This window comes from Methyloversatilis sp. MC4-4 (assembly GCF_049843555.1).
Lineage (GTDB): Bacteria > Pseudomonadota > Gammaproteobacteria > Burkholderiales > Rhodocyclaceae > Methyloversatilis > Methyloversatilis discipulorum_B.
Map to the genome: position 1 here is coordinate 978250 of NZ_JBBHZK010000001.1, position 26972 is coordinate 1005221.

The following is a 26972-nucleotide window of genomic DNA, read 5'->3' on the forward strand; positions in this document are numbered from 1 at the left end:
CCCCGCAAGAACTGGATCGACAGATGAACGAAGCGCAGGCAGCGAACACCGAACCCCGACTGACTTCCCTCTCGCATGGCGGCGGCTGTGGCTGCAAGATCGCGCCCGGCGTGCTGTCCGATATCCTGAAGCACACGGCGGCGATGCCGGTGCCGCCGGAACTGATGGTGGGCATCGAAACGTCGGATGACGCAGCGGTGTATCGCCTCAACGACGAACAGGCGCTGATCGCGACCACCGATTTCTTCATGCCCATCGTCGACGACCCGTTCGACTTCGGCCGCATCGCCGCCACCAACGCGATCAGCGACGTCTATGCGATGGGCGGCCGGCCCATCCTCGCGCTGGCGCTGGTCGGCATGCCGATCAACGTGCTGTCGACGACCACCATAGGCCGCATCCTGGAAGGTGGGGCGTCGGTCTGCCGCGAGGCCGGCATCGTCGTCGCCGGAGGCCACACCATCGATTCGGTCGAGGCGATCTACGGTCTGGTGGCGCTCGGCATCGCCCACCCGGATCGCATCCGCCGCAATGCCGACGCGCAGCCGGGCGATGTGCTGGTGCTGGGCAAGCCGCTCGGCGTCGGCGTCATGTCGGCCGCGCTGAAAAAGGGTGCGCTGGACGACGCCGGCTACGCGCGCATGATCGCCAGCACCACCAAGCTGAACACACCGGGGCCGGATCTGGCGGCGCTGCCGGGTGTGCACGCGCTGACCGACGTGACCGGCTTCGGACTTGCCGGCCACGCGCTCGAGCTGGCACGCGGCTCGGGCTGCGACGTGTCGATCGACTGGTCGGCAGTGCCGCTGCATGCCGGCACGCGCGAGCTCGCCGCGCAGGGCTTCGTCACCGGCGCATCGAACCGTAATTGGGCCGGTTACGGCGAGCGCGTCGTGCTGGCCGACGGCTTTGCGGCGGAAGATCGCGCACTGCTCACCGATCCACAGACCAGCGGCGGCCTGCTCGTGTCCTGCACGCCGGACGCGCTGGATGCGGTGATCGCCACCTTCCGCCGTCACGGCTTCGATGCGGCCACCGTGATCGGTCGCGTCAGTGATCGCAGCGCAGCGCCGGTCGTGCGCGCCGGCTGATTCCCGTCGCATCGGTGGCATACTCGCCGCCGTTCCGTCCGCCCGGATGGTGAAACTGGTAGACACAAGGGACTTAAAATCCCTCGACGCAAGTCGTGCGGGTTCGATCCCCGCTCCGGGCACCAATGCATGACCAAGCGGCTCCGGCTCAGGTCGCGGCACTGGCGCATTTCCCTGTGGGCGCGGCCTTGGCCGCGACGCGGCTGCGGCCTTCCGCGGGCTTCGATGCAGGTTGTTGTCGGGGTCAGAAGACCCCTCCCACAAAACCCTGATTCAGGCTCAGGTCGTGGAGCAGGCGCATTCCCATTGTGGGAGCGGCCTTGGCCGCGACTGGGCTGATGCCCGGCCGCACAGCCTTCGGTAAAGGCTGCTGTCGCGGTCAGAAGGTCCCTCCCACCGCATCCGCGTGTGCGGGCGATCAGCCGGCTCGGCTTCCGCGCGCAACGCCCGCCAGCCGTCGGATTCCGCCGACAGATCGCTTCGTTGCCGGCCTACCGCGCGACAGCGCATCGCTCCCTAGACTTCAGATCAAGCCGCGAGCGATCGACATCGCGTGCTGACCGATCAATGACTGCGGAGAAACGCGATGAAAACGCCGATCCATACCCTCAAGACCGTATCCATCGTGGCCGTGCTGGCTGCCCTGACGACTGGCTGTGCCGGTATGAGCCGCAGCGAAAGCAACGCGATGATAGGTGCCGCGGCTGGTGGTGTCGCCGGCTCCGTGCTGACCGGCGGCAGCACGGTCGGTACCGTGGGTGGTGCCATCGTTGGTGGCGCTATCGGTAACGAGATGGGCAAGAAGAAGCGCTGAACGAGCGAGGCGAAAGTCAGTCCCGCTCCGGGGCCGGTGGTGCACAGGTGCGCCGCCGGCCCTTGTCGTTTCCGGGCTGCACTGAGCAGCGCTATGCTGACAGCTCCGGCGCACCGAAACCCGATCATGCTGATCGATACCCACTGCCACCTCGATGCCTTCGAATTTGATGCCGACCGCGTCGCTATGATCGAGCGCGCACGCCGTGCCGGGGTCGGCTGCATGGTGCTGCCGGCGGTCGACCGCGACGGATTCGGCCGGGTGAGGGCACTGTGTGACGGACAGGCGGATCTGCGCTTTGCATTGGGCATCCATCCGCTCTTCGTGCCGGCAGCGCGACCCGACGATGTGGACCGGCTGGCGATGGAACTGGATGCGCACGACGTCGTCGCGGTCGGCGAGATCGGCCTCGATTTCTTCGTCAGCGACATCGATCCCGAACTGCAGGAGTGGTACTTCGTCGCCCAGCTGAAGCTTGCGCGTGAGCGCGGCCTGCCGGTGCTGCTGCACGTGCGCCGCAGTCAGGACCGGATACTCAAGCACCTGCGCGCCGTGTTCGGCCGCAACGGGCCGGGCGGAATCGCCCATGCCTTCAACGGCAGCCGTCAGCAGGCCGACGAATTCATCAAGCTGGGTTTTGCGCTCGGCTTCGGCGGAGCGGTGACCTGGCAGCGCGCATTGAATCTGCGCCGCCTGGTGACGGAACTTCCGCTGGAATCCATCGTGCTCGAAACCGACGCACCGGACATCCCGCCGGAATTCGCCGCCGGTGAACGCAACGAGCCGGCCAATCTCCCGCGCATCGCGCAGGTGATCGCCGGCATCCGGGGCATTGCGACCGACGAACTGATCGCCGCCACCGGGGCCAACGCGCTTCGCGTGCTGCCCCGGCTGGCGAGCGCTTACATCGAGTAGGACGCGGACAGGCCGATCAGCCAGGTGCGCTCGGCGGCCGGAGCGTAGTAGCGGCCGTTGGCGTCGTTGACGTAGATTGAGCCGACATATTCCTTGTCGAACAGGTTGTCGATGCGCGCGAACTGGTTGAACGTCCAGTTGCTGCTCTTCTGCGTGAAGCCGCCACGCAGACTCGCGATACCGTAACCACCTACACGCGCCTGATTCGTGTCATCGGCAAACATCCGACCGCTCGCTCGGTACTCTACGGCACCCAGGAAGCCGCTGGCGGCATGGCGATACGTGAGTTCGCCGTACAGACCCTGGTTAGGCACGCTGGCCAGCTTGTTGCCCTCCGAGACAAGGATGTTCGGCGTAGTGCAGGGCGGAGCACCGCAAGTACGGAAGCTGTCCTCGAACTTTGCATCGAGCAAAGTCAGCGATGCAAACGCTCCTATCGACTGGGTGAGGCGAGAATCGATGGCCAGTTCAATACCCTTGCGACTGGTATCGCCGGCGTTCTGATACGACACGCGTCCGCCACTGTTGGTACCGACGACGATTTCGTCTTCCGTATCGATGTAGAACACCGCGGCGTCAACGCGGGTCCGTTCGTTGAGGAAGGTCTTCACGCCGATCTCGTACTGCATGCTCGTGGACGGTTTCAGCCCGAGATTCAGACCACTTCCGCCATCCGGACGGTACGCCAGTTCCACCAGGGTTGGTGCCTCGAAACTGCGACCTACGTTTGCATAAAGGTTGGTGGTGGAGGTCACCTTCCAAAGGGCCCCAAAAGCGCTCGTCCACGCACCGTGGTGAGTCGAACCGCTGTCATCACCGTTGGCACGTGCCAGTTGCGCCGCGCCTGCCGCTCCTGAGCAATTGCTGGCGCAAACGAATTTGTCATCGGTGCTGAAGTCCACCCGCGTGTAGCGGATACCGCCAGAGAGCGAGAAGTCAGACTGTACTGCCCACTCCCCCTGGAAGAACGCGGCGGTCTGTTCGGCGACATTGCGCTCGTTGCGCTTGAGCGCACCACGGAAGCCGTAGTCACTGCTGGTGGACGCGTTGTCGTTGGCAATCGTGCTGCCGTTGCGATAGCCACGGCGGTCTTCGTTGGCACGCTCGTACTCGGCGCCCGTGGTGAGCGTCACCGTATCCAGACGGCGCGTCCAGCGGACATTGGTTCCCCAGTAGTTGCGATCGAATGTCGACAGGCCGCCCGACGCAGTCGCGTTACTCTGCGTGACCGCATTCAGGGCGAGGTACTGCGCGTTGTTGCGGTTGCCGAGGAAGAACATCGCCCGCAGGCTGTCACGTTGCGTGAGAGCTGTCTCGAGGACGAACCCCCCCTGCGTGTTTTCAAGCGTACGGCGCGCGCCGTAGAAATCGGCCGGTCGCAGACCGTTGGCACCCGACAGCGCAGCCTGACCCTGCTGTCTGCGGTCTGATTTGAGTTGATCCAGCGTCAGTCCCAGCGGGTCGTCGCCTTCCTGACGCAGATAGTTGCCGACCATGGAGAGCGTGGTGGTGTCATTCAGCTGCACGCGTGCCTTGAAGTTGGCCTGCTGCTTTTCCGACTTGCTGTAATCGCGATAGCCGTCGGTCCGGAAATCGGACACGCTCGCGTTGTAATTGAAATTGCCGACCGTGTCGCCGAACTTGAGGCCATAACGAGTGGCGCCGTAGCTGCCCGCCTGGAAGCTGGGCGTGATGGTGAAGTTCTCCGGACCGTCCTCGGTGAAGATCTGTACTACGCCACCCGAATGGTTGCCGTACAGCGCCGAGAAGGGCCCGCGCAGCACCTCGATGCGACTGGCCGAGGCGAGATCGAACAGACCGGTACCACCCTGGCCGTCCGGTGTGCTGGCCGGAATGCCGTCGGCGAACAGCTTGACACCGCGCACGCCGAACTGTGAGCGCGCGCCGAAGCCGCGGATGGTGAGCGACTGTTCCTGCGTGTAGTTCTCTTTCCCTGCCGCGGCAACACCGGGCACGCGGTTGATCACCTCGGACAGGTTCACCGTCGCGCGCTGTTCCTGGATGGTTGCGGCGTCGATCGAATCGATGGCCATCGGCAGGTCAAAGGAATTCTGCTCGACGCGGGTACCGGTGATGACCACGGTGGGGGCGAGGATGGGCGGAGCGGCCAGTGCGGCCTGACCCATCAGCGCAAGGGCGAGGGCGATCGGGGTGTGACGGAGCACGGTTGTCATTGGAGGTCTCTCTCTGGGTGTCTACGGCCGTGCGCAACTGCGCGGGCCTGCTGTCTCGGATGCGTGGCGCATCTGTGCGCGCCTGATCGAATGGGCGCGAGTATAGGCAGCCGCCGCTTACAAAGCCTCACGAAAAACTTGAAACAGCGCGCCGCACGGCTGACTGCTGGCTCACGGTTCCAGCAAGGCGGCGAGCGCGGGCGGTGCGACGACCTTGAGCGTGGACGGGCACAGCCGGTGCCGGCCAAGGCGCAGCACGGCGCGGTCGCGCGATACCAGCAGGTCGGCGCCACTGCGCACGGCGAGGTCGAAAAACTTCTGGTCCTCGCGATCCCGGCAGCGCGGCAGCGATGTATCGGGCTGCTCAGGCAGCGGATGCAGTTCGATCCGTGCGAGGTAGTCGGCGTAGAGGTGGGCGGCGGCCTCGTCGTCGAGGCCGAACTTGTCGTAGCGCAGCACGGTGCGCAGTTCGCGCAGGCAGGCTTCGTCGCACGACAGCCGCGCGCGGCCGTCGGCCAGCGCCTGTGCCACGCAGTCCAGTTCGGCGTTGTGCCACAGCAGCAGGTCGAGTACCGCGTTGGTGTCGAGAACGATGTGCTTCACGATGTCCTTCATGATCGGCGCGCAGTGTAGGGCTTCAGCGTCGCCGCGGCGAACGTTTCCGCCCGGCGCGCGGTCTGTTGCGCATCGGCGGAAGGAGGTGCGTCATGGTGTCGCAGGAACTGCTGGCCTTTCTGGTCGACCTCGCAGCCAAGCTGTCCGGCTATCCGCCCATTCCCGTCGACGCGTTGCCGCCGGTGCAGGTGCTGTCCGAAGCCGAACTGGCGAAGGCGGTCTGTCCGGAGGCCGCGGCGGGCTGCACCAATATCGCAGCCACCTTCGAGACCGAGCACTACGTCATCTACCTGCGCGATACGCTCGACCTCGAGAACGCCGCCGACAATTCCTTCCTGCTGCATGAACTGGTGCACGTGCTGCAGCACAAGGCCCGCGGCGACGCCATCTTCGCTGACTGCCCGACCACGCTGAAGACCGAAACCGAGGCCTACCAGGCGCAGAACGCCTACCTGAAGCGCGAGGGGCAGTTCCTGCGCTTCGGCGAGGCGCTCGGCTTCATGAGTTGCGCCGGGGAGCAGAACACCTTCTTCACGCGCGACATCATGATCGATCCGCTGATCGTGAAGTAGCTCAGGCTCAGGTCGCGGAGCGGGCGCATTTCCATTGTGGGAGCGGCCTTGGCCGCGACAGGGCCGTGATCAAAGGGGCGCCTATCGAGACTTCGCCTCGCTGCGGTCCTCGTCCTTGGGCTCGAAGCGCCCGTAGTGCAGCAGCAGCGTCGGCAGGACCAACAGGTTCAGGATGGTCGAGGTGGCCAGGCCGCCGACGATGATGGCGGCCATCGGGCCCTCGATCTCGCGCCCGGGCTCGCCCGAGCCGATCACCAGCGGCATCAGGCCGAGACCGGTCACCAGGGCCGTCATCAGGATGGACGGCAGGCGCTCGGTGGCGCCGAGGATGGCGGTATCGACGTTCCAGCGGTGGCCTTCCTGCTCGACCAGATGCTGGTAGTGCGACGCCAGCATGATGGAGTTGCGCAACGTGATGCCGAACAGCGTGACGAAGCCGACCACCGAGCCAAGCGACAGCCAGCCGCCACCGGCCAGCGCGGCGAGGATGCCGCCGATCAGCGCGAACGGCAGGTTCACGAAGGTGATCATCAGGTTGCGCAGGCTGGTGAAGGCCAGCATCAGCAGCACGGCGATGGCGGCGGCGGCGAGCAGCGAGTGGGTGACCAGCTCGCGCCGGGCCTGGGCCTGTGCCTCGGCCGCACCCGTCACCTTGTAATAGCTGCCCGGATTCAGCTTCACGTCCTCGCGCAGCGCCCGCTGTACGTCGTCGCTGAAGCGGCCCAGATCGTGCCCGGCGGCGAGGTTGGCGGTGATGGTCTGCACGCGCTTGCCGCCGGAGTGCAGGATCTTGTAGCGCCCGTTCTCGACCGCGATGTCGGCCACGTCGCGCAGTTCGATCAGGCGTCCGTCGGGCGTGCGCAGCGGCAGGCGGCCGACTTCGGTCGGCGAGCGGCGGTGGTCGGGATCCAATGTCACCACCAGCGGTGTCGCCAGCGTGCCGCGATAGACCTCGCTCACCCGGCGACCGGCAAAGGCGGTCTGCGCCGCCGCCAGCACATCCTCCGGCGACAGGCGCCAGACCGCGAGCTTGTCCAGCCGCGGCCGCACGACGATTTCCGGCGTACCCGGCGGCGCCAGCACCTGCACGTCGGTCGCGCCCTTGACCCGCGACAGCGCGGCCGCGACGGCGCTGGCGTCGGCGTCCAGCCGGTCGAGATTGGTGCCGAACACCTGCACCACCAGCGTCGCCGGGAAACCGGATTCGGTCTCGCCGATGCGTTCGGTCAGGAAGGTGTTCACCGAAAAGGCGAGGCCGGGGAAGCCGACGGTGTTCTGCGCTTCCTCGTCCGAGCGGTCCTCGTCGCCGTCGTCGCCGGTGACGGTGCGCCGGATGTCGGCCAGGATGCGCTCCTGATCCTTCGCCGGCAGCGGACCGATCTCGATCTCGACCTCGCTGTAGTGGGGACCGAAAGGGTCGGCGCCGTTCTGTGCGCGGCCCACCCACTGTGCGACCGACTTCACGCCGTCGATCTCGAGAATCTTCTCGGTCACCCGCTGACCTACGCGCAAAACCTCGCCCGGCGCAGTGCCCGGGATGGTCGACAGGTGCACGATGTAGTGCCCTTCGCGCAGCGGCGGGATGAATTCGCCACCGAACAGCGGCAGCACGCCGATGCCGCCGGCCAGCATGAACATGACGCCCGCGATCAGGCCGTGCGGCCGGCGTTCGATGGCGCGCAGCGTGCGCTCGTAGCGCGGGCGCAGCCAGCGGATCAGCGGCGGGTCGTCGTCCGGCAGTTCACGCCGTCCGAGCATGAGCCAGCTCATCGCCGGCGTCACGGTCAGCGCCACCACCAGCGAGGCGAGGATGGCCAGGATGTAGGCGGTGCCCAGCGGTGCGAACAGCTTGCCCGCCACGCCCGACAGCGTGAGCAGCGGCACGAATACCAGCGCCACGATGAAGGTGGCGTAGACGACCGAACTGCGCACCTCCATCGACGCGTCGAACACCACCTTCCAGGTCGGCACCGGCGAGCCCTTGTGCCGGTTCTCGCGCAGGCGGCGGTAGATGTTCTCGCAATCGATGATGGCGTCGTCCACCACCTCGCCGAGCGCGATGGCCAGCCCGCCCAGCACCATGATGTTGAGGCTGGCGCCGGTTTCCAGCATCACCAGCACCGCCGCTAGCAGCGACAGCGGAATCGCCACCGCCGAGATGAAGGCGGTGCGCAGGTTGTAGAGGAAGAGGAAGAGCACGACGATGACCAGCGAGGCGCCGATGATCACGTCCGCGCGCACGTTGCCGAGCGCGGTCTGAATGAAGTTGGCCGGCCGGAACAGCGCCGGATGCAGCACCAGCTGTTCGCGTTCGAGCAGCGGCGCCAGATCGGCCAGCGCCTTCTCGAGTTCGAGCGTCACACCCAGCGTGTCGGCGCCGAGCTGACCCTGCACCATCATGAACACGCCCGGCGTGCCATTGATCTGCGCCGCACTGATGGCTGGACCGGGCGCCTCGCGCACGCGCCCGACGTCGCCCAGCGCCAGCGAACGGCCATCGGGCAGCGTCACGGTCAGCTGTTCAAGACTGCGCGCGGTCGACGGGGTGGCGTCGATCGCGATCAGCAGGCGCTGATTGTCGTTTTCGACGAAGCCGGCACCGGCGACTGTCGCGGCGCTGCGCGCCGCCGTCTCGACGTCGGCCAGCGTGACGCCGAGCGCGCGCAGGCGGGCCGGGTCGAGCTGTATCTGCCATTGCCGCACATCGCCGCCGAACACGTTCACGTCGGCGACACCCTGCACCGCCAGCAGGTGAGGGCGTACGACCGAATCGACCAGATAGCGCATGTCCATCAGGTTGCGCGTGTCCGACGTCAGGCCGACCCCGAGCAGCGTCGATGCCGACGAAGTGAGCGGCGTGATGACCGGCGTGACGCCGGCCGGCAGCAGTGCGCCCAGCGTACCCAGGCGCTCCGCGACCAGCTGGCGGTTGCGGAACAGGTCGGACTTCTCGTCGAAGATGACGGTCACCACCGACAGGCCGGGGATGGACTGCGAGCGCAGTTCCTTCAGCCCGCGCGTGCCGGACACCGCTGCCTCGATCGGCGTGGTGACCCGGGTTTCGACCAGATCGGCCGGCAGTCCGGGCGCTTCGGTCTGGATCACCACCTGCGCCGGCGCGAACTCCGGGAACACATCCAGCCGCGCGTCGACCATGCGGCTGACCGCGTAGATGGTCAGCACCAGCGCGAGCGCCAGCACGATGCCCGGCCGACGGACGGAGAAGCGGACGATGGCTTCAATCATCGCGCGCCCCTGCCGGTTGTGCATCGCCTGAGCCGTGCTCCTGCAGGAGGGGTCGTCTGACCCCGACAGCGGCCTGAATCGACGCCTGCGGCATTCCGAGGCCTTGTCGCGGCCACAGGCGTTGCGCCGGAGCGGGAATCTCCTCTGACCTGCTGCTGCGCTCAGTCATCGTTCTCGTCCGCCAGCGTGTGCTTCAGCTCTTCCGACAGCAGCAGCTGCGCACCACGGGTGACGACACGCGCGTCGTCTTCCAGTGCCGGCGCGAGCCAGCCGTCCGGGCGCTGCGATTCGGCGGGCAAGGCCTGGCGGATGAATTCTTCCGGCTCGTCGTCGTCGCGCACATAGATCCACGGCAGGCCGGCATACCAGACCACCGCGCTGTTCGGCACCAGATGCAGCACCTCCGTGCCGGTCACGCCGCGCGCGGCGAGACGGGTGCCGGTGGGCAGCACGCGTTCGGTCTTGTACAGCCAGGTCTCACCTGCTGCGTGCGCCAGGCTGCGCGGCGCCAGACCGATGCGCCGCGCCTCGATCGATTCTTCGCCGTCGGGCAGGCGCAGCTGCATGGTCGGCGGCGCGTCGCCGGCGCCGCGCAATGCGATCGCCACCAGCGAGGCGCGGCGGTCGGCAAGCTTGTCCAGTTCGCGCGGCGCCTCGCCGGATGCGGTGCCGCCGAGCGCGCCCCAGCCCTGCACCAGCCGCGCGTGCAGACCGTCGGCCCGGGCGCGTGCCGCGGCCAGTGCGCCGCGGTCCTGTTCGGCCTGGCTGCGTGCGGTCTGCAGCGCGCGCTCCGACGCGTTGCGGTCGTCGCTGTACAGCGCCTGGATGCGGTCGCGCTCGGCTTCCGAGCGGGCCAGTTGCGACGCCAGCCGGGCGATGTCGGCGCGGGCTTCCTGCAGTTGTGCGCGCAGCGCGAACAGCGGTTCGACATCGAGCACGGCCGCCTGTGCCTCGTGCTCGGTGCCGGCGCGCACGGTCAGCGGCTGGCCAACTTCGATGCCGCTCGCCTTCTGCGCCGCGGCCGTCAGCTTGACGCTGCTCATGCCGCTCTCGTCGCGTTCAACCAGCGAGGGTACGGCGATGTCGTCGTCGTCAGGCGCTTCGTAGAGCTTCCATTCGTCGCGTGCGTAATAGATGAGCGCCCAGACCAGGGCGATGATGAGCAGGCCCATCAGGAACATCGCGCGATGCGGTGTCAGTGCTTTCATGGCTGTCCTTCCGTGGCGGCGCCGGTGGCAAGCGGGCGCTGCATGGCGTCTTCGAGCGCGAGGCGCGAAGCCAGCGTGCGGGTGCGCGCCTGCAGCAGCCGGATGTCGGCTTCGAGCAGGCGGGTGAGGGCGAGCACGCGGTCGAGCCGGTCGGCGTCGCCGCGGGTAAAGCGCTGTTCGGTGCGGGTCAGCTGCAGCCGCGCTTCGTCGTGTTCCGCTTCGGCGCCGTCGGTATCCAGCGTGGCGGCCTTGACCCGGGCGCGCGCGAGGTCGAGTGCGGCGAGTGCCTGCGACTGCAGCAACAGGAAGTCCTGCGCCGCGATTTCGCGACGCGCGACGGCTTCGGCGATCGGACCGGCCTGGCGCTGCGCCGCGAACAGCGGCAGCGAGGCGCCGAGTTTCCAGACGGTCGCACCCTGGTCCCACAGCAGGCCGGGCTGCAAGCGGATTTCCGGGTATTGCGCGCGCAGTTCGACCTGCAGGCCGGCTTCGGCAGCGGCGTGGCGGGCCAGCGCGCGGCGCAGATCGATTCGGTCCAGCGTCACCGCGCTGCGCAGCGCGTCGTCGGCGGGCAGCGGCGGCGGCTGTTCGAATTCATCGAAGTCGAGCGTCAAGGCATCGACAGCCGACAGCGGCAGCGCGAGTGCCTGCGCCAGTTCGCCGCGGGCGCGGATCTGCCGCTGCTCGGTCAGCACGTAGCGCGATTCGGCCTGTGCGGCCGCGGTGCGCGTCGTCGTCAGATCGAGCGCGTCGGCGGCGCCGAGGTCGTAGCGCTTCTGCATCGCCGCCTGAGCGTCCAGCCAGCTCACGACCAGGCGGTCCAGCAGTTTCAGTTCTTCACTGGCTGACCACAGTTCAAGCAGCGCGCGGCGCGCGTTGCTGCGTATGGTCCACGCAGCGTCGGCCTCGTCGAGCAGCGCGCTGTCGGCCAGCAGGCGGGCGCGTTCGATCCGCGCTTCGCGTACCGACTGACCGGTGATGGCGAGGTCCAGCGCCAGCCCGATACTCCACGCCGACTGGCCGGCGTCGCGCTCGTTGGTGCGTTCGACTTCCGGCGCCAGCACTGTGCGCGGCTTCAGGCCGGCGGTCTGCAGCTCGGCGCGGGCAAGCTGGGCGCGGGCGCGTGCCTGCGCGGTGGCCGGGTGACGGTCGAGGGCGGCCAGCACCAGTTGCTCAGGCGCCCATTTCGCCGGCGGCCATTGCGCGACATCCATATTGCGCTGCGCCAGAAAGTCGCGCGTCTGCGCATCGGTCAGCTGGCGTTGGCGGAACGCCGACTGCGACGCTTCGGGCTGCAGCGGCGCTGGCTCCACGTGCTGCATGGCACAACCGGACAGGGCCAGAAGCGGCAGCAGCAGTGGAAGAAGTGAGGTGAGGCGCTGCATCCTGATTTGTTATTCTGGGCCGCGTATGGACGCCGAATGCTAACGATGCTGACAGTTGAGTGCAAATCCGCAAGCGCCGTTGCCGGGCGCCTGTGGCGGTCGATGATGGGTGCGCTGTTCGCCCTGACGGTGAGCGCTTCGATGGCGGCGGAGACGCTGCCGATGAAGGAGCTCGCGCCGGGCGTGTTCGTGTTCAACGGTGTCACCGCCGAACAGGACGCGCACAACCGGGGTGCGATTTCGAACCTCGGTTTCGTCGTCGGCAGTCGCTGCGTCGCGGTGATCGACACCGGCGGATCGCCGGCGGTCGGTGCCGCGCTGCGCGAGACCGTGCGACAGAAGACGGCGCTGCCGGTGTGCTACGTCATCAACACGCACGTGCACCCGGATCACGTGCTGGGCAATCAGGCTTTCGTCGCCGACAAGCCGGAATTCGTCGGCCACGCCAAGCTGCCGGCGGCACTGGCAGCGCGCGGTCGCAACTACATGGCCTCGGCCGAGCGTCTGATGGGCGAAGCCGGACGCGGGCTGGAACTGGTCGCCCCGACGCGCACGGTCAGCGGCGAAGACACGCTGGACCTCGGCGGGCGCGTGCTGCGTCTGCGCGCCTGGCCGACCGCGCACACCGACAACGACCTCACCGTGCTCGACGAAACGAGCGGCACGCTGTTCGCCGGCGACCTGCTGTTCGTCGGTCACATGCCGGTGGTCGACGGCAAGCTGCTGGGCTGGATCAAGGTGAACGCGCAACTTGCTGCGCTCGACGTGAAGCGCGTCGTGTCCGGTCACGGTGACGCGGGCCCGGCGTGGCGGGAAGCGTTTGCGAAACAGGGGAACTACCTGCAGGCCCTCGCCGATCAAACGAGAGCGGCAATCAAGGCCGGCCGCAAACTGGCGCAGGCGGCAGACGAGGTCGCGCGCGATCAGGTCGGCGATTGGGAGCTGGCCGACCTGTTCCACAAGCGCAACGTCACCGCCGCTTACGCCGAACTGGAGTGGGAAGATTGAAGCAGGTGGAGCGCTGTGCGCCTGCGCAGGATCGAAGCTGTAGGAGCGGTCTTCTGACCGCGACTGCGGCGTGTGTCGGTGCGCGGCGGCCAGGCGACCTGGGTTACAGAACAATCGAGCGATCGGCGTCAGACTGATCGTCGCGGAGCAGTCCATCTGGAGGAGAAGAACATGAGTATTTCGCGCAGGCTTGCCTTTCTGCTTGCCGGCTTCCTGTGGGTCGCCGGTGTCCAGGCGGCCGACGACGGGTCCGACACGGCGATCTGGGGCAAGGTGAAAACGCTGCTGGTCGGTGATCGCCCGGTGATCGACGACACGGCCGGCAGCGTGATCGAACTGGACGCACCGGTCCGGGCCGAGGACGCGGCGGTGGTGCCGCTGGCGGTACGCACGAAGCAGCAGCCGGGTGGTGTGCACGTCAGCAAGGTACACCTCGTGATCGACGAGAACCCGTCGCCGATCGGTGGCACCTTCACCTTCTCGCCCATTGCAGGGCGCGCCGACATCGAGACGCGGGTGCGCATCGAGGCCTACAGCTGGGTACGCGCCCTGGCCGAAACCAGCGACGGCAAGGTCTACATGGCGCGCCGCTACGTGAAGGCGTCGGGCGGCTGTTCGGCGCCGGCCGGCAAGGACCAGGAAGAGGCGATGGCACGCCTCGGCAAGATGAAGCTCAAGCTCGACGATGACGCCGTCGCCGGTCAGCCGAGCGCGGCGCAGCTGATGATCAGTCATCCGAACAGCTCCGGCCTGGCGATGGACCAGCTGACGCGACTCTACGTACCCCCGCATTTCGTGCGCCGGGTGGAAGTGACTTACGCGGGAGAACCGGTGATGACCGCCGACGTCGATTTCTCGATCAGCGAAAACCCCAACTTCCGCTTCTGGTTCGTGCCCAAGGGCGAGGGCGAACTGAAGGCGGTCATCGTCGATTCGAAGGACCTGAAGTTCGAGAGCGCGGTGGCCATCCGGCCAGGCATGAAGGGCGGCAGCTGAGCGCCGCGGACAGGCAGTATGCGGCCGGCGACGCCGGCCGCAACGGGCATTACTTGATGAAGCAGCGCTTCTTCGATTCGGACACGATGCCCATGTATTTCTTGACCGCATCCTTGGTCTGGTCGGTGCCGCGGAACATGCCGCCGCGCTCACCGCTCATGCCCGACGAGCGGCTGAAGCTCGACAGTTCGACGTATTCGTCGTAACTCAGCTTTTCGGCGATCTCGTCGATAAGGCACGAACACTTGTAGATGTACTCGTGATTGTTGCCATAGGTCTGCAGGCATTCGAGCGCGAATTCGACGCGCGACGACGTCGGGTAGTCGTTCGCTGCGGAAACCAGCCCCGGTGCGAGCAGGGCGGCGAGCGTGGCGACAGTGATCTGGAAACGATGGACGTTCAAACCGGTTCTCCTCAATTGTTATCGACGGACTTGTTATCTGCGAACCTCGGTGGCTCGGCCTCGTCGGGTGCAGAAAAGGCTAGCACAGCGCTGAAGACCACCGTCGGTATGCCCAAGTTTCGCGGGATTCTTTCCTTGTTGCGCGGCGCGGTCATCGCGATTTTCTGGTTCCTGCCCGCAGCGGTGCTTCACGCGCAGACCCTGCCGGCGCTGACGGTGCGCACGCTGGCCGACGGCGTGCACGTGCTGCCGGCGCCGTCTTTCGAGGTGACTGCCGAAAACGCCGGCTTCGTCACCAATATCGGCGTGATCGAGGACGCGCGCGGTCTGGTGCTCATCGGCACAGGCACCAGCCACCGCTTCGCGCAGCACCTGAAGACCTTTGTCGAATCGCGATTCGGCAAACCGGTGATCGCTGCGGTCAATCTGTACGGCGGCGGCGACCACGTGCTGGGCAACGGTTTTTTTGTGTCACGGGGTGTGCCGGTTGCGGCGCAGATTGAAACAGACCGCTTCATCCGGGCCAGTTGCCACACCTGTGTCGAGCGCCTGACCGCGGCACTGGGCGAAAATATGATGTCGAGTACCGAACCGACACCGGCGACGGTAGTGTTTGAAAGCACGGGCTATCTGCCCGGCGTTTCGCGCAGGCTGAAGCTGCTTCATTTCGGCCACACCTTCCAGCCCGGTGCGACGGCGCTGCTCGACGAGGCGACGGGAACGCTTTTTGCCGGCGAGCTGGGCGCCGCACGCTATCTGCCCGATCTGTACAACGCGCAGGAGCGCGGCTGGCGCGACGCGCTGGCGCAGCTGGGCCGGATGGACGTGAAGCAGGTGGTGCCGGCGCACGGCGCACCGGGTGGCCGCGAGGTGCTGGATGCGCCACGTCGCTACCTCGATACGCTGATCGCGCAGGTCGATACGCTGTTCGAGCAGGGCGTGTCGCTGCTTGAATCGCTGGAGAAGGTCGAGGCCGTCGGCTTCAATGACTGGTACGGGTACTCGGTGTGGCACCGGCGGAACGTGCATTTCGCCTACCTGCACCGGGAGCAGGGCGAGTTCGGCGCACTGACGGACAAGGGCGCAGGATCGGAAGAAGGACAGCACTGAACAATGCGAGGGCGTCGGTACAGGCGCCCCGAAAACTACATCGCGGACAAAGCGAAGAAGTCACGCACAACGAACTGACTGAAGAGGATCACCGTAAATGTCGGAACCGTTTTCCATCCCGCTGGAACAGATGCGCCGCATGGTCAAGCCGACGCCCAAGGGGCGCGCGCTTGACCAGAAGGCGGTGGACGAGGTCCGTGCGCTGCTCGGCAAGATGCCGCGCCGCCGCGACCTGCTGATCGAATGCCTGCACCTGCTGCAGGACAACGTTGGCGCCGTCCACGCTCGTCATCTGGCTGCCCTGGCGGCGGAACTGAAGATGTCGCAGGCCGAGGTCTATGAGGTCGCGACCTTCTATCACCACTTCGACGTGGTCCGCGAAGGCGAGGCCGCACCGCCCGAACTGACGGTGCGCGTCTGCGAGACGCTGTCGTGCGCGATGGCCGGTGCGGACGACCTGCTGCAGAAGCTGCCGGGCATCCTTGGCACCAAGGTGCGCGTGATTCCGGCGCCCTGTGTCGGTCGCTGCGAACAGGCACCGGTGGTCGTGGTCGGCCAAAACGCGCTCGGTGGCGCCACTGAGGCGGCGGTCAAGGCGGCGGTGAAGGCGAAGGAAACGACCGCGCCGGCACCGAAGTACATCGGCTACAAGGCCTATCTGAAGGCGGGCGGCTACCAGCTGTTCCGCGATCTGGTCGAAGGTCGTCGCGATCCCGAAACCGTGATCACCGCGATGGAGCACTCCGGCCTGCGCGGTCTCGGCGGCGCCGGTTTCCCGGCCGGCCGCAAGTGGCGCATCGTGCGCAGCGAAGCCGCGCCGCGCCTGATGGCTGTGAATATCGACGAAGGCGAACCCGGCACCTTCAAGGACCGCTGGTACCTCGAACGCGACCCGCACCGCTTCCTCGAAGGCATGCTGATCGCCGCCTACTGCGTCGGCATCGGCGAGGTCTATATCTACCTGCGCGACGAATACGCCCATGTGCGCGAACTGCTGCAGAAGGAACTGAAGAAGCTGCTGGCCGATCCGCCCTGTGCGCTGCCGCCCATCCACCTGCGCCGCGGCGCGGGCGCCTACATCTGCGGCGAAGAGTCGGCGATGATCGAGTCGATCGAAGGCAAGCGCGGCATGCCGCGCCTGCGTCCGCCGTACGTGGCCCAGGTCGGCCTCTTCAACTATCCGACCCTCGAACACAATATGGAAACCGTGTTCTGGGTGCGCGACATCGTCGAGAAGGGCCCGGAGTGGTTCTCCAGCCAGGGCCGCAACGGCCGCAAGGGCCTGCGCTCGTTCTCGGTGTCCGGCCGGGTGAAGAAGCCGGGCGTGCATCTGGCGCCGGCCGGCATCTCGGTCAAGGAGCTGATCGCCGAGTACTGCGGCGGCATGCTCGACGGCCACACCTTCTACGGCTACCTGCCGGGTGGCGCTTCGGGCGGCATCCTGCCGGCCTCGATGGGCGACATCCCGCTCGACTTCGACACGCTGCAGCCGCACGGCTGCTTCATCGGTTCGGCCGCGGTGATCATCCTGTCCGACAAGGACACGGCGACCGACGCCGCGCGCAGCATGATGCACTTCTTCGAGCACGAGTCCTGCGGCCAGTGCACGCCCTGCCGCGTCGGCACCTCGAAGATGAACACGCTGATCGACAAGCCGGTGTGGGACACCGCGCTGGTCGAGGAACTGTCGCAGACCATGGTCGATGCGTCGATCTGCGGTCTCGGGCAGGCGGCACCGAACCCGGTGCGCTGCGTGATCAAGTATTTCCCTGACGAAATCAAGTGAAGGGACGGCAACCCATATGAACGCACCTCTTGATCCCGCGGTCGCCGCGGAAAGTATTGAATTCACGCTCGACGGGCAGACGATGAAGGCCCGTGTGGGCGAAACCATCATCCAGGCGGCTGCCCGCCAGGGTGTGGACATCCCGCACCTCTGCTACAAGGACGGCTACCGTCCGGACGGCAACTGCCGCGCCTGCGTCGTCGAGATCGAAGGCGAGCGCGTGCTCGCCCCCAGCTGCTGCCGCGCGCCGACGCCCGGCATGAAGGTGAAGGCCGAGTCGGAACGCGCCGTGAAGGCGCAGAAGATGGTGGTCGAGCTGCTGCTGTCCGACATGCCGGACAAGACCTACAAGCCGGATTCGGAACTGGCCTACTGGGCCGGCAAGCTCGGCGTGACCGACTCGCGTTTCGACGCGCGCGAACAGCCCAAGTGCGACGAGTCGCACCCGGCGATGAGCGTGAACCTCGACGCCTGCATCCAGTGCAACCGCTGCGTGCGTGCCTGCCGCGAAGAGCAGGGCAATGACGTGATCGGCTACGCCTTCCGTGGTTCCGCGTCGAAGATCGTGTTCGACCAGGACGACCCGATGGGCGCCTCGACCTGCGTGGCCTGCGGCGAATGCGTGCAGGCCTGCCCGACCGGCGCGCTGATGCCGGCCGGCGGTGTCGGCATGGTGACGCCGGACAAGAAGGTCGATTCGGTCTGCCCGTACTGCGGCATCGGCTGCCAGCTGACCTACCACGTCAAGGACGACAAGATCCTGATGGTCACCGGCCGTGATGGCCCGGCCAACGAGGAACGTCTGTGCGTGAAGGGCCGCTTCGGCTTCGACTACGCGCGCCACCCGCAGCGCCTGACCAAGCCGCTGATCCGTCGCGCTGACGCGCCCAAGCACAAGGACTTCGTGGTCGACCCGGCCAACCCGCTGACCGCCTTCCGCGAAGCCACGTGGGAAGAGGCCCTGGCGCTGGCCTCGGGCAAGCTGCGCGAAATCCGCGACAGCAAGGGTCCGAACGCGCTGGCCGGCTTCGGCTCGGCCAAGGGCTCGAACGAAGAGGCCTATCTGTTCCAGAAGCTGGTGCGTACCGGCTTCGGCACCAACAACGTCGACCACTGTACCCGCCTGTGTCACGCCTCGTCGGTTGCCGCGCTGCTTGAAGCGGTCGGTTCCGGCGCCGTGTCCAACCCGGTGCGTGACGTGCTGCATTCGGAAGTGATCTTCCTGATCGGTTCGAACCCGCTGGTGAACCACCCGGTGGGCGCCACCTGGATGAAGAACGCGGTGAAGAACGGCGCCAAGCTCATCGTCTGCGACCCGCGTCGCAACGATCTGCAGCGCTACGCCACCCACTTCCTGCAGTTCAAGCCGGACACCGACGTGGCCATGCTGAACGCGATGATGCACACCATCATTGAGGAAGGTCTGGTCGATGAGGCTTTCGTCAAGGACCGCACCTCGGGCTTCGAGGAACTGAAGAAGAACGTCGCCGACTTCTCGCCCGAGAAGATGGCGAAGATCTGCGGCATTCCGGCGGAAACGCTGCGCGAGGTCGCGCGCATGTTCGCCACCTCCAAGGCCTCGATGATCCTGTGGGGCATGGGCGTGTCGCAGCACGTGCATGGCACCGACAACGCGCGCTGCCTGATTTCGCTGGTCATGATGACCGGCCAGATCGGTCGCCGCGGTACCGGCCTGCATCCGCTGCGCGGCCAGAACAACGTGCAGGGCGCGTCCGACGCCGGCCTGATCCCGATGGTGTTCCCGGACTACCAGGCGGTCGGCAACCAGACCATCCGTCAGAAGTTCGAGGAACTGTGGGGCACGACGCTCGACCCGAACCCGGGCCTGACCGTGGTCGAGATCATGGACGCCATCCACGCCGGCAAGCTGCACGGTTGCTACATCATGGGCGAGAACCCGGCGATGTCCGACCCGGACGTCGACCACGCCCGTGACGCGCTGGCCAAGCTCGACTGGCTGGTCGTGCAGGACATCTTCCTGACCGAAACCGCCTACTTCGCCGACGTGGTGCTGCCGGCCTCGGCTTTCCCCGAGAAGACCGCGACCTTCACCAACACCGACCGTCAGGTACAGCTGGGCCGTGCCGCCATCAACCCGCCGGGCGACGCCCGTCAGGATCTGTGGATCATCCAGGAAATGGCCCGCGGCCTCGGTCTGGACTGGAACTACGAAGGCTCGAAGGACGTGTTCAACGAGATGCGCAAGGCGATGCACTCGATCGCCGGCATCACCTGGGAACGTCTGGAAGCCGAGCACTCGGTCACCTACCCGTGCGAGAACGTGGGCGATCCGGGTGACGAAGTCGTGTTCATCGACAAGTTCCCGACGCCCAACGGCCGCGCCAAGCTGGTACCCGCCAAGCTCATCACGGCCAACGAGAAGCCGGACGCCGAGTACCCGATGGTGCTCATCACCGGCCGTCAGCTGGAGCACTGGCACACGGGTTCGATGACGCGCCGCGCTTCGGTGCTCGACAGCATCGAGCCGATCGCCACCGTCACCGTGCATCCGGAGGACGTGGCGAAGCTCAAGGTGAAGGCGGGCGATGTGGTCACCGTCGAATCGCGCCGCGGCAAGATCGCACTGTATGTGCGCATCGACCCGCACGTGCCGGTCGGTTCCGTGTTCATTCCGTTCGCGTACTACGAAGCGGCGGCGAACATGCTCACCAATCCGGCACTCGACCCCTTCGGCAAGATTCCGGAGTTCAAGTACTGCGCCGTGCGTCTGAAGAAGGGCGGCACGCCGACCCAGCTGTCGACCTACGGCGGCGGCCAGGCGAAGCCGGTGACGGCGTAAGCGCAAGCTGCAGCAGTGAAGACCGGGGCCTTGAGCCCCGGTTTTTTTTGGTCGTGCGTCGGTGAGCGCTCCTGTAGGAGGGGTCTTCTGACCCCGACAGCGGCCGGGATCGAAGGCTGTGCGGCCGGCATCGGCCCTGTCGCGGCCAAGGCCGCTCCCACGGAAGCTGCGCTCGACCCACGGCCGGAGCTTGGCTGGGGTTCTGTGGGAGGAGTCTTCTGACCCCGACAGCGGCCGGGATCGAAGGCTGTGCGGTCAGCATCGGCCCTGTCGCGGCCAAGGCCGCTCCCACAGAAGCTGCGCCCGATTCGCGGCTGGAGCTTGGCTGGGGTTCTGTGGGAGGAGTCTTCTGACCCCGACAGCGGCCGGGATCGAAGGTTGTGCGGCCGGCATCGGCCCTGTCGCGGCCAAGGCCGCTCCCACAGGGTCTGCGCCCGATTCGCGGCCGGAGCTTGGCTGGGGTTCTGTGGGAGGGGTCTTCTGACCCCGACCGCGGCGCTGGCCTCCTCGCCTTCCTTGACCTGCCCTCCGCATTTCGCATACCCTGCGCTCGCCTCAGGTGCCCCGCGCAGCGTCCGCTGCAAGGAGTGAAACGGGAAGTCCGGTGCGCAGCCGCATTCGCGGTCTGCTATTCCGGCGCTGCCCCCGCAACGGTAAGCGAGTCGTAGCGATCCATTCAGCCACTGTGCCCTCGGCACGGGAAGGCGGATCGCACATATCCCCTCGTGAGCCCGGAGACCGGCCTGGCGCAACGGGTCTTTCGACCCGACGACCGATGGCTGCGGTGGGCGGCCGGGGGCGCATGCGTTCGCTCGGCCGTGTTGCGGCCGTCCTATCCGTTCCTGTGCGTTTCTCGCGCGGCTTGCCGTGCGCCATCGGATTTTCTGCACTTCGCCGGCGGGTGATGCCGGCACTGCACGGAGGTCTGCATGCGCACCACACTTTCCACCCTCATCGCCCTGTCCGGCTTCGCGCTGGCGGGGTCCGCACACGCCGGGCCGTTCGCGCCGGCGGCCGGCAGCGCCGGCTCCACCGCCATCCACAAGGACAGCGCTGCCTTCGTCCAGTGGGCCACGGGCTACTCGGACTACCAGCCCGGCCCGAACGTCGACGCCGCCTGGAAGAATCCTGCCGAAGGCCTGGGCAAGGCCGAAGGCACCTCGACCGACGTCGTCGTGCTGGGCGACGGCGGCCGCATCACGCTCACTTTCGACGGCTACATCACGAATGGCGCCGGCGCCGATTTCGCGGTGTTCGAGAACAGCTTCAGCAACACCTTCCTCGAACTGGCCTTCGTCGAGGTGTCGTCCAACGGCACCGATTTCTTCCGTTTCCCGAACTACTCCTTCACGCCCAGCCCGGTGTCCGGTTTCGGCACCATCGATCCGACCAATATCGATGGCCTGGCCGGCAAGTACCGCGCCGGCTATGGCACGCCCTTCGATCTCGACCTGCTGAGCGGCATCGCCGGCCTGGACGTGAACAAGGTGCAGTACCTGCGCCTGATCGACGTGGTCGGCAATGGCTCGACCTTCGACAGCTACCCGGCAGCCTACGGCGGCCCGCACCCGATCTACGACCCGTACCCGACCAGCGGTAGCAGTGGTTTCGACCTCGACGCGGTGGGCGTCATCCACTACGCAGTCTTCGACGCGCAGACGCCGCCGGTGCCCGAGCCTTCGCAGTGGGCGATGTATGCCGCCGCGCTCGGCCTGCTGTCCGTCATCGTCCGTCGCAACCGCGCCTGAACGGCGCCGCACCAGGAACACCACACATGAATATCCGCACGCTTGCACTCTCGCTCTGCGCACTCGCCCTGAGCCAACCGGCCGCCGCGGTCAGCGTATCGACCTTCGACGACCTGACGCTGGCCCCCGACAGCGTCTTCTTCCCGAGGACCAGCACCACCTTCACCAGTGGCGCCGCCACCTTCAACCACAGCTTCAACGACTGGGGTGGCGACTGCTGCCATACCGACTGGGTCTATTCCAACCAGACCGACACCACCACCGAGGGCTATCTGAACCAGCACAGCGCCATCGCCGGCGGCGGTGCCGAAGGCTCGGCCAACTACGCGGTGGCCAACATCGGCGCACCGATGGCCAGCTTCGCCGCGCCGGTCAACGTGCTGGGCGCATGGTTCACCAACAGCACCTATGCCGCGCTGTCGATGCTCAACGGCGACGGCTTCGCCAAGCAGTTCGGCGGGGCGGCCGGCAGCGATGCTGACTGGTTCATGCTCACCATCACCGGCCTCGACAGCTTCGGCCAGAGCACCGGCAGCGTGGACTTCATGCTCGCCGACTACCGCTTCGCCGACAGCGCCGACGACTACATCGTCACCGACTGGCGATGGGTCGACCTGAGCGCGCTGGGCACCGTGAGCAGCCTGCAGTTCGCGCTCACATCCAGCGACAACGGCGCCTTCGGCATGAACACGCCGGCCTATTTCGCGATGGACAACCTCGCGGTCGCTGCCGTGCCGGAACCCGAACAGGCGGCGCTGCTGCTTGCCGGTCTGGCGCTGGTCGGCGCCGTCGCCCGTCGTCGGATGGCCTGAAGCACGGCCTGAGTCACGTCCTAAGGCATGCCCGGCTCCGCCCGAGTGGCGGGGCCGGCGCGAAGAGGCGATATCCATGAACATCTCTTTCCGGCGTGCGCTGGCGAGCGTGCTGTGCCTGCTCGCCTTGCGGGCCTACGCGGACGAGGCATTCCGGCTCGACGAAATCGTCATCAGCGCGCCGTCGGCCGATGACACGCTGCGCGCGGTGCCGCACGGCGTGTCGGTCATCACCGCCGACGACATCGAGCGCGCCGGTGCGCAGGGCATGGGCGAACTGCTCAGCCGTGAAGCCGGCCTCAACCTGCAGAGCTATTTCGGCCGCGACAAGGGCGCCACTGTCGACATGCGCGGCCTGGGCGCGACCGCGGTGAGCAATGTGCTGGTGCTGGTCGACGGCGTGCGCCTGAATGCCGACGATCTCTCGGGCGCGGACCTGTCTTCGGTTTCGCTGTCGCAGGTCGAGCGCATCGAAGTGCTGCGCGGCGCCGGGGCGGTGCGCCATGGCGACGGTGCGGTCGGCGGCATCGTGCACATCCAGACCCGGCGCCCGCGGCCCGGGCCGCTCACCGGTCAGCTCGATCTGCGCGCCGGCGCCTGGGGCACCCGCGAAGCGCGGCTGCGCGCAGCCGGCGGCACCGGGCCGCTGGCAGCCAGTGTCACATTGAGCCGGCAGGACAGCGACGGCTACCGTGACAACGATCGCTACGCCGCGCGCGACAGCGCGGTCGAGCTGAGTCTGCTGCCTGAGGGCGCGTGGTCCTTCATCGACCTCAGCCTGCGTGCCGCGCGCCATATCGATGAGTACGGCCTGCCGGGGCCGGTCAGCGCAGAAGCCTTCCGCGGCAGCAGTGTGCGAAGACGGGGCAGCAGCGCCTCACCGCTCGATGGCGGCAGCACCGACGACCGCACGCTGGGCGCCCGGCTGCGTGCGGATTTCGGCGATGCCGGGCTGTTCACCGTGCAGTTCGATCACCGCGACCGCGAAAACCCGTATTTCATCGGCGTGCAGGCCGGTACGGCGCTGGCTGACCAGCGTAACGTGATCGACTCCACCCGGCGCGACCTGCGCGTGACGCATGAGCTGGGCGTCGACGCCTTCGGGCAGCGGCACGACCTGGCATTCGGCTACGTCAGCCAGTCGTCCGACTACCTGCGCCGCGAGAACGGTGATTTCGTGGTCGGCAACTCGACCCGGCGCAGCGGCGAACTGAACGGCCACGCGGGCTGGGCCGAAGGTGTGTTCAGGCTGGGGCAGGGCGTCAGCGTCAACGCAGGCCTGCGCCACGACCGCGCCGAGAGCCGCACCGCGGGCAGCCGCTACACGCGCGAGTGCCAGTACATCTTCATTCCGTTTCCGGTCGAAGTGCCCGGCAGCTGCGTGAACGCATTCCGCGCCACCGACGCCACCGCATCGGACTGGCGCAACCGGGCGAGCGAATTGGGCGCAAGCTGGCAGCTGTCGCCGGCACTGACCGTGTTCGCCGCGGACAGCCGTCACTTCCGCAACCCGAACGTCGACGAACTCGCACTCGCGGCGGCCGACCTGCGCCCGCAAAGCGGCCGCACGCGCGAGGCAGGCCTGCGTGCGCGTGGGGAGACGGTCGAGTTCGGCGCCACGGTCTATCGCATGCGAATCGAGGACGAAATCTACTTCGACAGCGCCAGCGGCCTCAGCGTGAATCGCAACTACGATCTGCCGACCGTGCGCACCGGCGTCGAGATCGAGCTGCGCTGGCGCATCCGGCCCGGTGTGCTGTTTGCCGCCAACGCCGGCTACGTGCAGCCGCGCTTCGAAGGCAGCGACGCCGACGTGCCGCTGGTGCCCCGCCGCACCGCCAACGCCCGCGTCGAATGGACGCCGACCGAAGCGCAGCGCCTCACCCTGAGCGCCCGCCATGCCGGCCGCCGCTTCGACGGCAACGACCTCGACAACCGCAGCTCCGCGCCGCTGCCGTCGTACACCGTGTTCGACCTCGCATTCAGCATCCGGGCCGGCGCCGCGACCTGGTCGGCCGGCATCAACAACCTGTTCGACAAGGTGTATTCGACGCTCGCCTACAGCAATACCTACTACCCCATGCCCGAGCGAGCGGCCTGGGTGGCGGTGAGCTGGAAGATGTAAGGCGCCTCTATTTCAGTCGCTGTCGGCTGCAATGCCTGTCTCTTGCAGGGCGGCGCTCGATCCGCGGCCGACGCCGGTGCGGGGGCTTTGTGGGAGGGGTCTTCTGGCTCCGACAGCGGCGGGTGCCGAGAACTGCAGATTGCAGCGGCCCTGTCGCGGCCAAGGCCGCTCCCACAGGGGCTGAGCAAGACCTGCGGCTTTAGCCTGGACCGAACTTCTGTGGGAGGGGTCTTGACCCCGACGGTGGCCGGTGCCGAGAACTGCAGATTGCAGCGGCCCTGTCGCGGCCAAGGCCGCTCCCACAGCGGGCGAGCAAGACCTGCGACCGGAGCCTGGAGCGAGGATTTGTAGGAGGGGTCCTCTGACCCCGACAGCGGCCTGTGCCTAGAACTGCAGATTGCATTGGCCCTGTCGCGGCCAAGGCCGCTCCCACAAAGACCGCTCCCGCAAGAACACCGTCACCCGCGTCTCATCGCTGAAACATCCGCTCGCTACCCTCGACTGTCCACCAACACACCAACAATCAGGGGGTCTTCATGAAACTTACGTCACTGGCAGCGGCTTTGCTGCTCGCGGTCGCGGCTGCTCCGGCATCCGCCGTGTCCTTCGTCAATGGCATCGCCATTCCGGGCTCCACCGGTGATCTGTTCGGCAGCAGCGTGAACGACGGCCGGCTCGGCATGTTCTCCGACATCTACTACGACCCCAACCGCAACGAATGGTGGGGTCTGTCGGACCGTGGCCCGGGCGGCGGCACGCTGCCCTACGACGTGCGCGTCCAGCGCTTCACGCTCGACGTCAATCGCAGCACCGGTGCGATCTCCAACTTCCAGGTGGTCGATACGATCAAGTTCCGTAACGGCGCCGGCACTGTGCTCGGCGGCCAGTTCCCGAGCACGCTCGGTGGTTCTGCCAGCAATCTGGGCACCGCCTTCGACCCGGAAGGCATCGTGATCAACCCGCTGAACGGCCACCTGCTGGTGTCTGACGAATACGGCCCGTCGCTGTATGAATTCGACCGCAGCGGCACGATGATCCGCGCCTTCAATACGCCGCAGGCGCTGCGCCCGGCACTGACCGCCGGCGGCTACAACTACGACGGTGACGGCAACAGCGGTCGCCGCACCAACCGTGGCTTCGAAGGCCTGGCGATTTCGCCGGACGGCCAATACACCTTCGCCATGCTGCAGAGCGCGATGGTGGACGAGGGCGGCGCCAATGGCGTCTACAACCGCATCGTCAAGTTCGACAACGCCAGCGGCGAAGCCGTCGCCCAGTACGCCTACCGGATGGAAACCGCCGCTCAGGGGCGCGGCATCTCCGCACTGGTGGCGATCAACGAACACGAGTTCATGGTCCTGGAGCGCAACAACCGCGGCCTCGGCGCCGACGCCACCTTCGCCGGCACTGCCGGCAACAAGAACGTCTACCTGATCGATCTTGCTGGCGCGACCGACGTGACCGGCATCGACCTCGACGCAGCCGGCGTCAGCTTTACCGCCGTCAGCAAGAACCCGACGCCCTTCATCGACCTCGCCGCCAACAGTCTCCCGGAAACCGGCGGCGTGTCACCCGAAAAGTGGGAAGGCCTGGCCATCGGCCCGCAACTCGACGACGGCTCGTGGCTCATCGTCGCCGGCAACGACAACGACTATTCGGTCACCCAGAACGGCAGCGCGGTGCAGTTCGACGTGCTGTTTAACCCGCTCACGCAACAGCGCATCCAGTGCCCGCTTGGCTCGACCGAAGGTTGCACGCTGCACGCCAGCACCACGCCCTACAGCGGCAGCACCGAAGGCTTCGAACTGATCCCCGGCGTGCTGCACGCCTACCGCGCCAGCCCGGCCGAACTCGCCGGCTATACCGCCCCGGTTCCCGAGCCCACCACCTGGGCCATGCTGGGCGCGGGTCTGGCGCTGATCGGCGCTGTTGCACGCCGCCGGGTCGGCTGAGGTATTCGCGCATCCGCATCGGCTCCGGTCGTACGGGTGCGCGAAGCGCCTTGTAGGAGCGGTCCTCTGACCGCGACTCGGCCGTCGATCAGACGCCGCCGCCTATCCAACCGCTGCGCTCGCGTCCAGAGGACCGTTCCGGCTCAGGCAATCGCACCGCCTGCTGTAGG

At 67.0% G+C, this 26972-nt stretch carries 19 protein-coding genes, 1 tRNA gene and 1 riboswitch; of the genes, 14 read left to right on the forward strand and 6 right to left on the reverse strand.

Annotated elements, in window-relative coordinates; genetic code table 11:
• The first annotated feature begins 23 nt into the window (after positions 1 to 23).
• The 4 genes from selD (at position 24) to WDZ97_RS04495 (ending at position 2820) form a co-directional block, all read left to right on the forward strand.
• Positions 24 to 1091, forward strand: coding sequence for a selenide, water dikinase SelD (gene selD, locus WDZ97_RS04480; RefSeq protein WP_425762250.1), 1068 nt, complete (start codon positions 24 to 26; stop codon positions 1089 to 1091).
• Between the two features lie 40 nt (positions 1092 to 1131).
• Positions 1132 to 1216: transfer RNA gene (locus WDZ97_RS04485), tRNA-Leu, on the forward strand.
• A 461-nt stretch (positions 1217 to 1677) separates the two neighbouring features.
• Positions 1678 to 1905 carry a glycine zipper 2TM domain-containing protein gene (locus WDZ97_RS04490; RefSeq protein WP_019918139.1) on the forward strand — a complete coding sequence of 76 codons (228 nt, stop codon included), beginning with the start codon at positions 1678 to 1680 and terminating at the stop codon, positions 1903 to 1905.
• Positions 1906 to 2031: 126 nt separating this feature from the next.
• Entirely contained in the window at positions 2032 to 2820 is a 789-nt protein-coding gene (locus WDZ97_RS04495; protein WP_425761910.1) for a TatD family hydrolase, read from the forward strand.
• On the opposite strand, the gene WDZ97_RS04500 is transcribed toward WDZ97_RS04495, so the two are convergent.
• Both WDZ97_RS04500 and WDZ97_RS04505 read right to left on the reverse strand, forming a co-directional pair.
• Positions 2808 to 5015: a TonB-dependent receptor family protein gene (locus WDZ97_RS04500; protein ID WP_425761911.1), complete on the reverse strand. Its 2208-nt coding sequence runs from the start codon at positions 5013 to 5015 to the stop codon at positions 2808 to 2810. The genes WDZ97_RS04495 and WDZ97_RS04500 overlap by 13 nt on opposite strands.
• Positions 5016 to 5186: 171 nt before the next feature.
• The gene (locus tag WDZ97_RS04505) at positions 5187 to 5630 is read right to left on the reverse strand and encodes a putative toxin-antitoxin system toxin component, PIN family (RefSeq protein WP_425761912.1); all 444 of its coding nucleotides are present in this window, start codon (positions 5628 to 5630) and stop codon (positions 5187 to 5189) included.
• Between the two features lie 92 nt (positions 5631 to 5722).
• Here WDZ97_RS04505 and WDZ97_RS04510 point away from each other — a divergent pair, with 92 nt between their 5' ends.
• Positions 5723 to 6202, forward strand: coding sequence for a hypothetical protein (locus WDZ97_RS04510; RefSeq protein WP_425761913.1), 480 nt, complete (start codon positions 5723 to 5725; stop codon positions 6200 to 6202).
• Between the two features lie 81 nt (positions 6203 to 6283).
• Here the strand turns inward: WDZ97_RS04510 and WDZ97_RS04515 are convergent, their stop codons facing one another.
• From WDZ97_RS04515 to WDZ97_RS04525, 3 genes are all read right to left on the reverse strand, one after another.
• On the reverse strand, positions 6284 to 9448 hold the full coding sequence (locus WDZ97_RS04515; protein ID WP_425761914.1) for an efflux RND transporter permease subunit: 3165 nt from the start codon (positions 9446 to 9448) through the stop codon (positions 6284 to 6286).
• Between the two features lie 161 nt (positions 9449 to 9609).
• Positions 9610 to 10656 (reverse strand): hypothetical protein, encoded by a 1047-nt coding sequence (locus WDZ97_RS04520; RefSeq protein WP_425761915.1) that lies wholly within the window; start codon positions 10654 to 10656, stop codon positions 9610 to 9612.
• Positions 10653 to 12041, reverse strand: a complete 1389-nt coding sequence (locus WDZ97_RS04525; protein WP_425761916.1) for a TolC family protein — start codon at positions 12039 to 12041, stop codon at positions 10653 to 10655. The genes WDZ97_RS04520 and WDZ97_RS04525 overlap by 4 nt, the downstream gene beginning before the upstream one ends.
• Before the next feature lie 45 nt (positions 12042 to 12086).
• On the opposite strand from WDZ97_RS04525, the gene WDZ97_RS04530 reads away from it, so the two are divergent.
• A complete protein-coding gene (locus tag WDZ97_RS04530; RefSeq protein ID WP_425761917.1) occupies positions 12087 to 13049 on the forward strand; it encodes a quinoprotein relay system zinc metallohydrolase 2 in 963 nt (320 codons plus the stop codon).
• Positions 13050 to 13220: 171 nt separating this feature from the next.
• On the forward strand, positions 13221 to 14045 hold the full coding sequence (locus WDZ97_RS04535; protein WP_425761918.1) for a quinoprotein dehydrogenase-associated SoxYZ-like carrier: 825 nt from the start codon (positions 13221 to 13223) through the stop codon (positions 14043 to 14045).
• Between the two features lie 49 nt (positions 14046 to 14094).
• On the opposite strand, the gene WDZ97_RS04540 is transcribed toward WDZ97_RS04535, so the two are convergent.
• On the reverse strand, positions 14095 to 14448 hold the full coding sequence (locus WDZ97_RS04540) for a hypothetical protein (protein ID WP_425761919.1): 354 nt from the start codon (positions 14446 to 14448) through the stop codon (positions 14095 to 14097).
• 135 nt (positions 14449 to 14583) lie between these two features.
• Here WDZ97_RS04540 and WDZ97_RS04545 point away from each other — a divergent pair, with 135 nt between their 5' ends.
• The 7 genes from WDZ97_RS04545 to WDZ97_RS04575 all read left to right on the forward strand — a co-directional run bounded on the left by WDZ97_RS04545 (position 14584) and on the right by WDZ97_RS04575 (position 26802).
• A complete protein-coding gene (locus tag WDZ97_RS04545) occupies positions 14584 to 15558 on the forward strand; it encodes an MBL fold metallo-hydrolase (RefSeq protein ID WP_425761920.1) in 975 nt (324 codons plus the stop codon).
• Between the two features lie 97 nt (positions 15559 to 15655).
• The gene (locus WDZ97_RS04550; RefSeq protein ID WP_425761921.1) at positions 15656 to 17344 is read left to right on the forward strand and encodes an NAD(P)H-dependent oxidoreductase subunit E; all 1689 of its coding nucleotides are present in this window, start codon (positions 15656 to 15658) and stop codon (positions 17342 to 17344) included.
• A 16-nt stretch (positions 17345 to 17360) separates the two neighbouring features.
• On the forward strand, positions 17361 to 20165 hold the full coding sequence (fdhF, locus tag WDZ97_RS04555) for a formate dehydrogenase subunit alpha (protein WP_425761922.1): 2805 nt from the start codon (positions 17361 to 17363) through the stop codon (positions 20163 to 20165).
• A 540-nt stretch (positions 20166 to 20705) separates the two neighbouring features.
• A riboswitch (cobalamin riboswitch) is annotated at positions 20706 to 20926 on the forward strand.
• Between the two features lie 168 nt (positions 20927 to 21094).
• Positions 21095 to 21913, forward strand: coding sequence for a PEP-CTERM sorting domain-containing protein (locus tag WDZ97_RS04560; protein ID WP_341421260.1), 819 nt, complete (start codon positions 21095 to 21097; stop codon positions 21911 to 21913).
• Positions 21914 to 21939: 26 nt separating this feature from the next.
• Positions 21940 to 22725: a DUF4465 domain-containing protein gene (locus WDZ97_RS04565; RefSeq protein ID WP_425761923.1), complete on the forward strand. Its 786-nt coding sequence runs from the start codon at positions 21940 to 21942 to the stop codon at positions 22723 to 22725.
• Positions 22726 to 22801: 76 nt separating this feature from the next.
• Complete coding sequence (locus WDZ97_RS04570) at positions 22802 to 24850, forward strand: TonB-dependent receptor (RefSeq protein WP_425761924.1); 2049 nt, start codon at positions 22802 to 22804, stop codon at positions 24848 to 24850.
• Between the two features lie 536 nt (positions 24851 to 25386).
• Positions 25387 to 26802, forward strand: a complete 1416-nt coding sequence (locus tag WDZ97_RS04575) for an esterase-like activity of phytase family protein (RefSeq protein ID WP_425761925.1) — start codon at positions 25387 to 25389, stop codon at positions 26800 to 26802.
• Positions 26803 to 26972 lie beyond the last annotated feature (170 nt).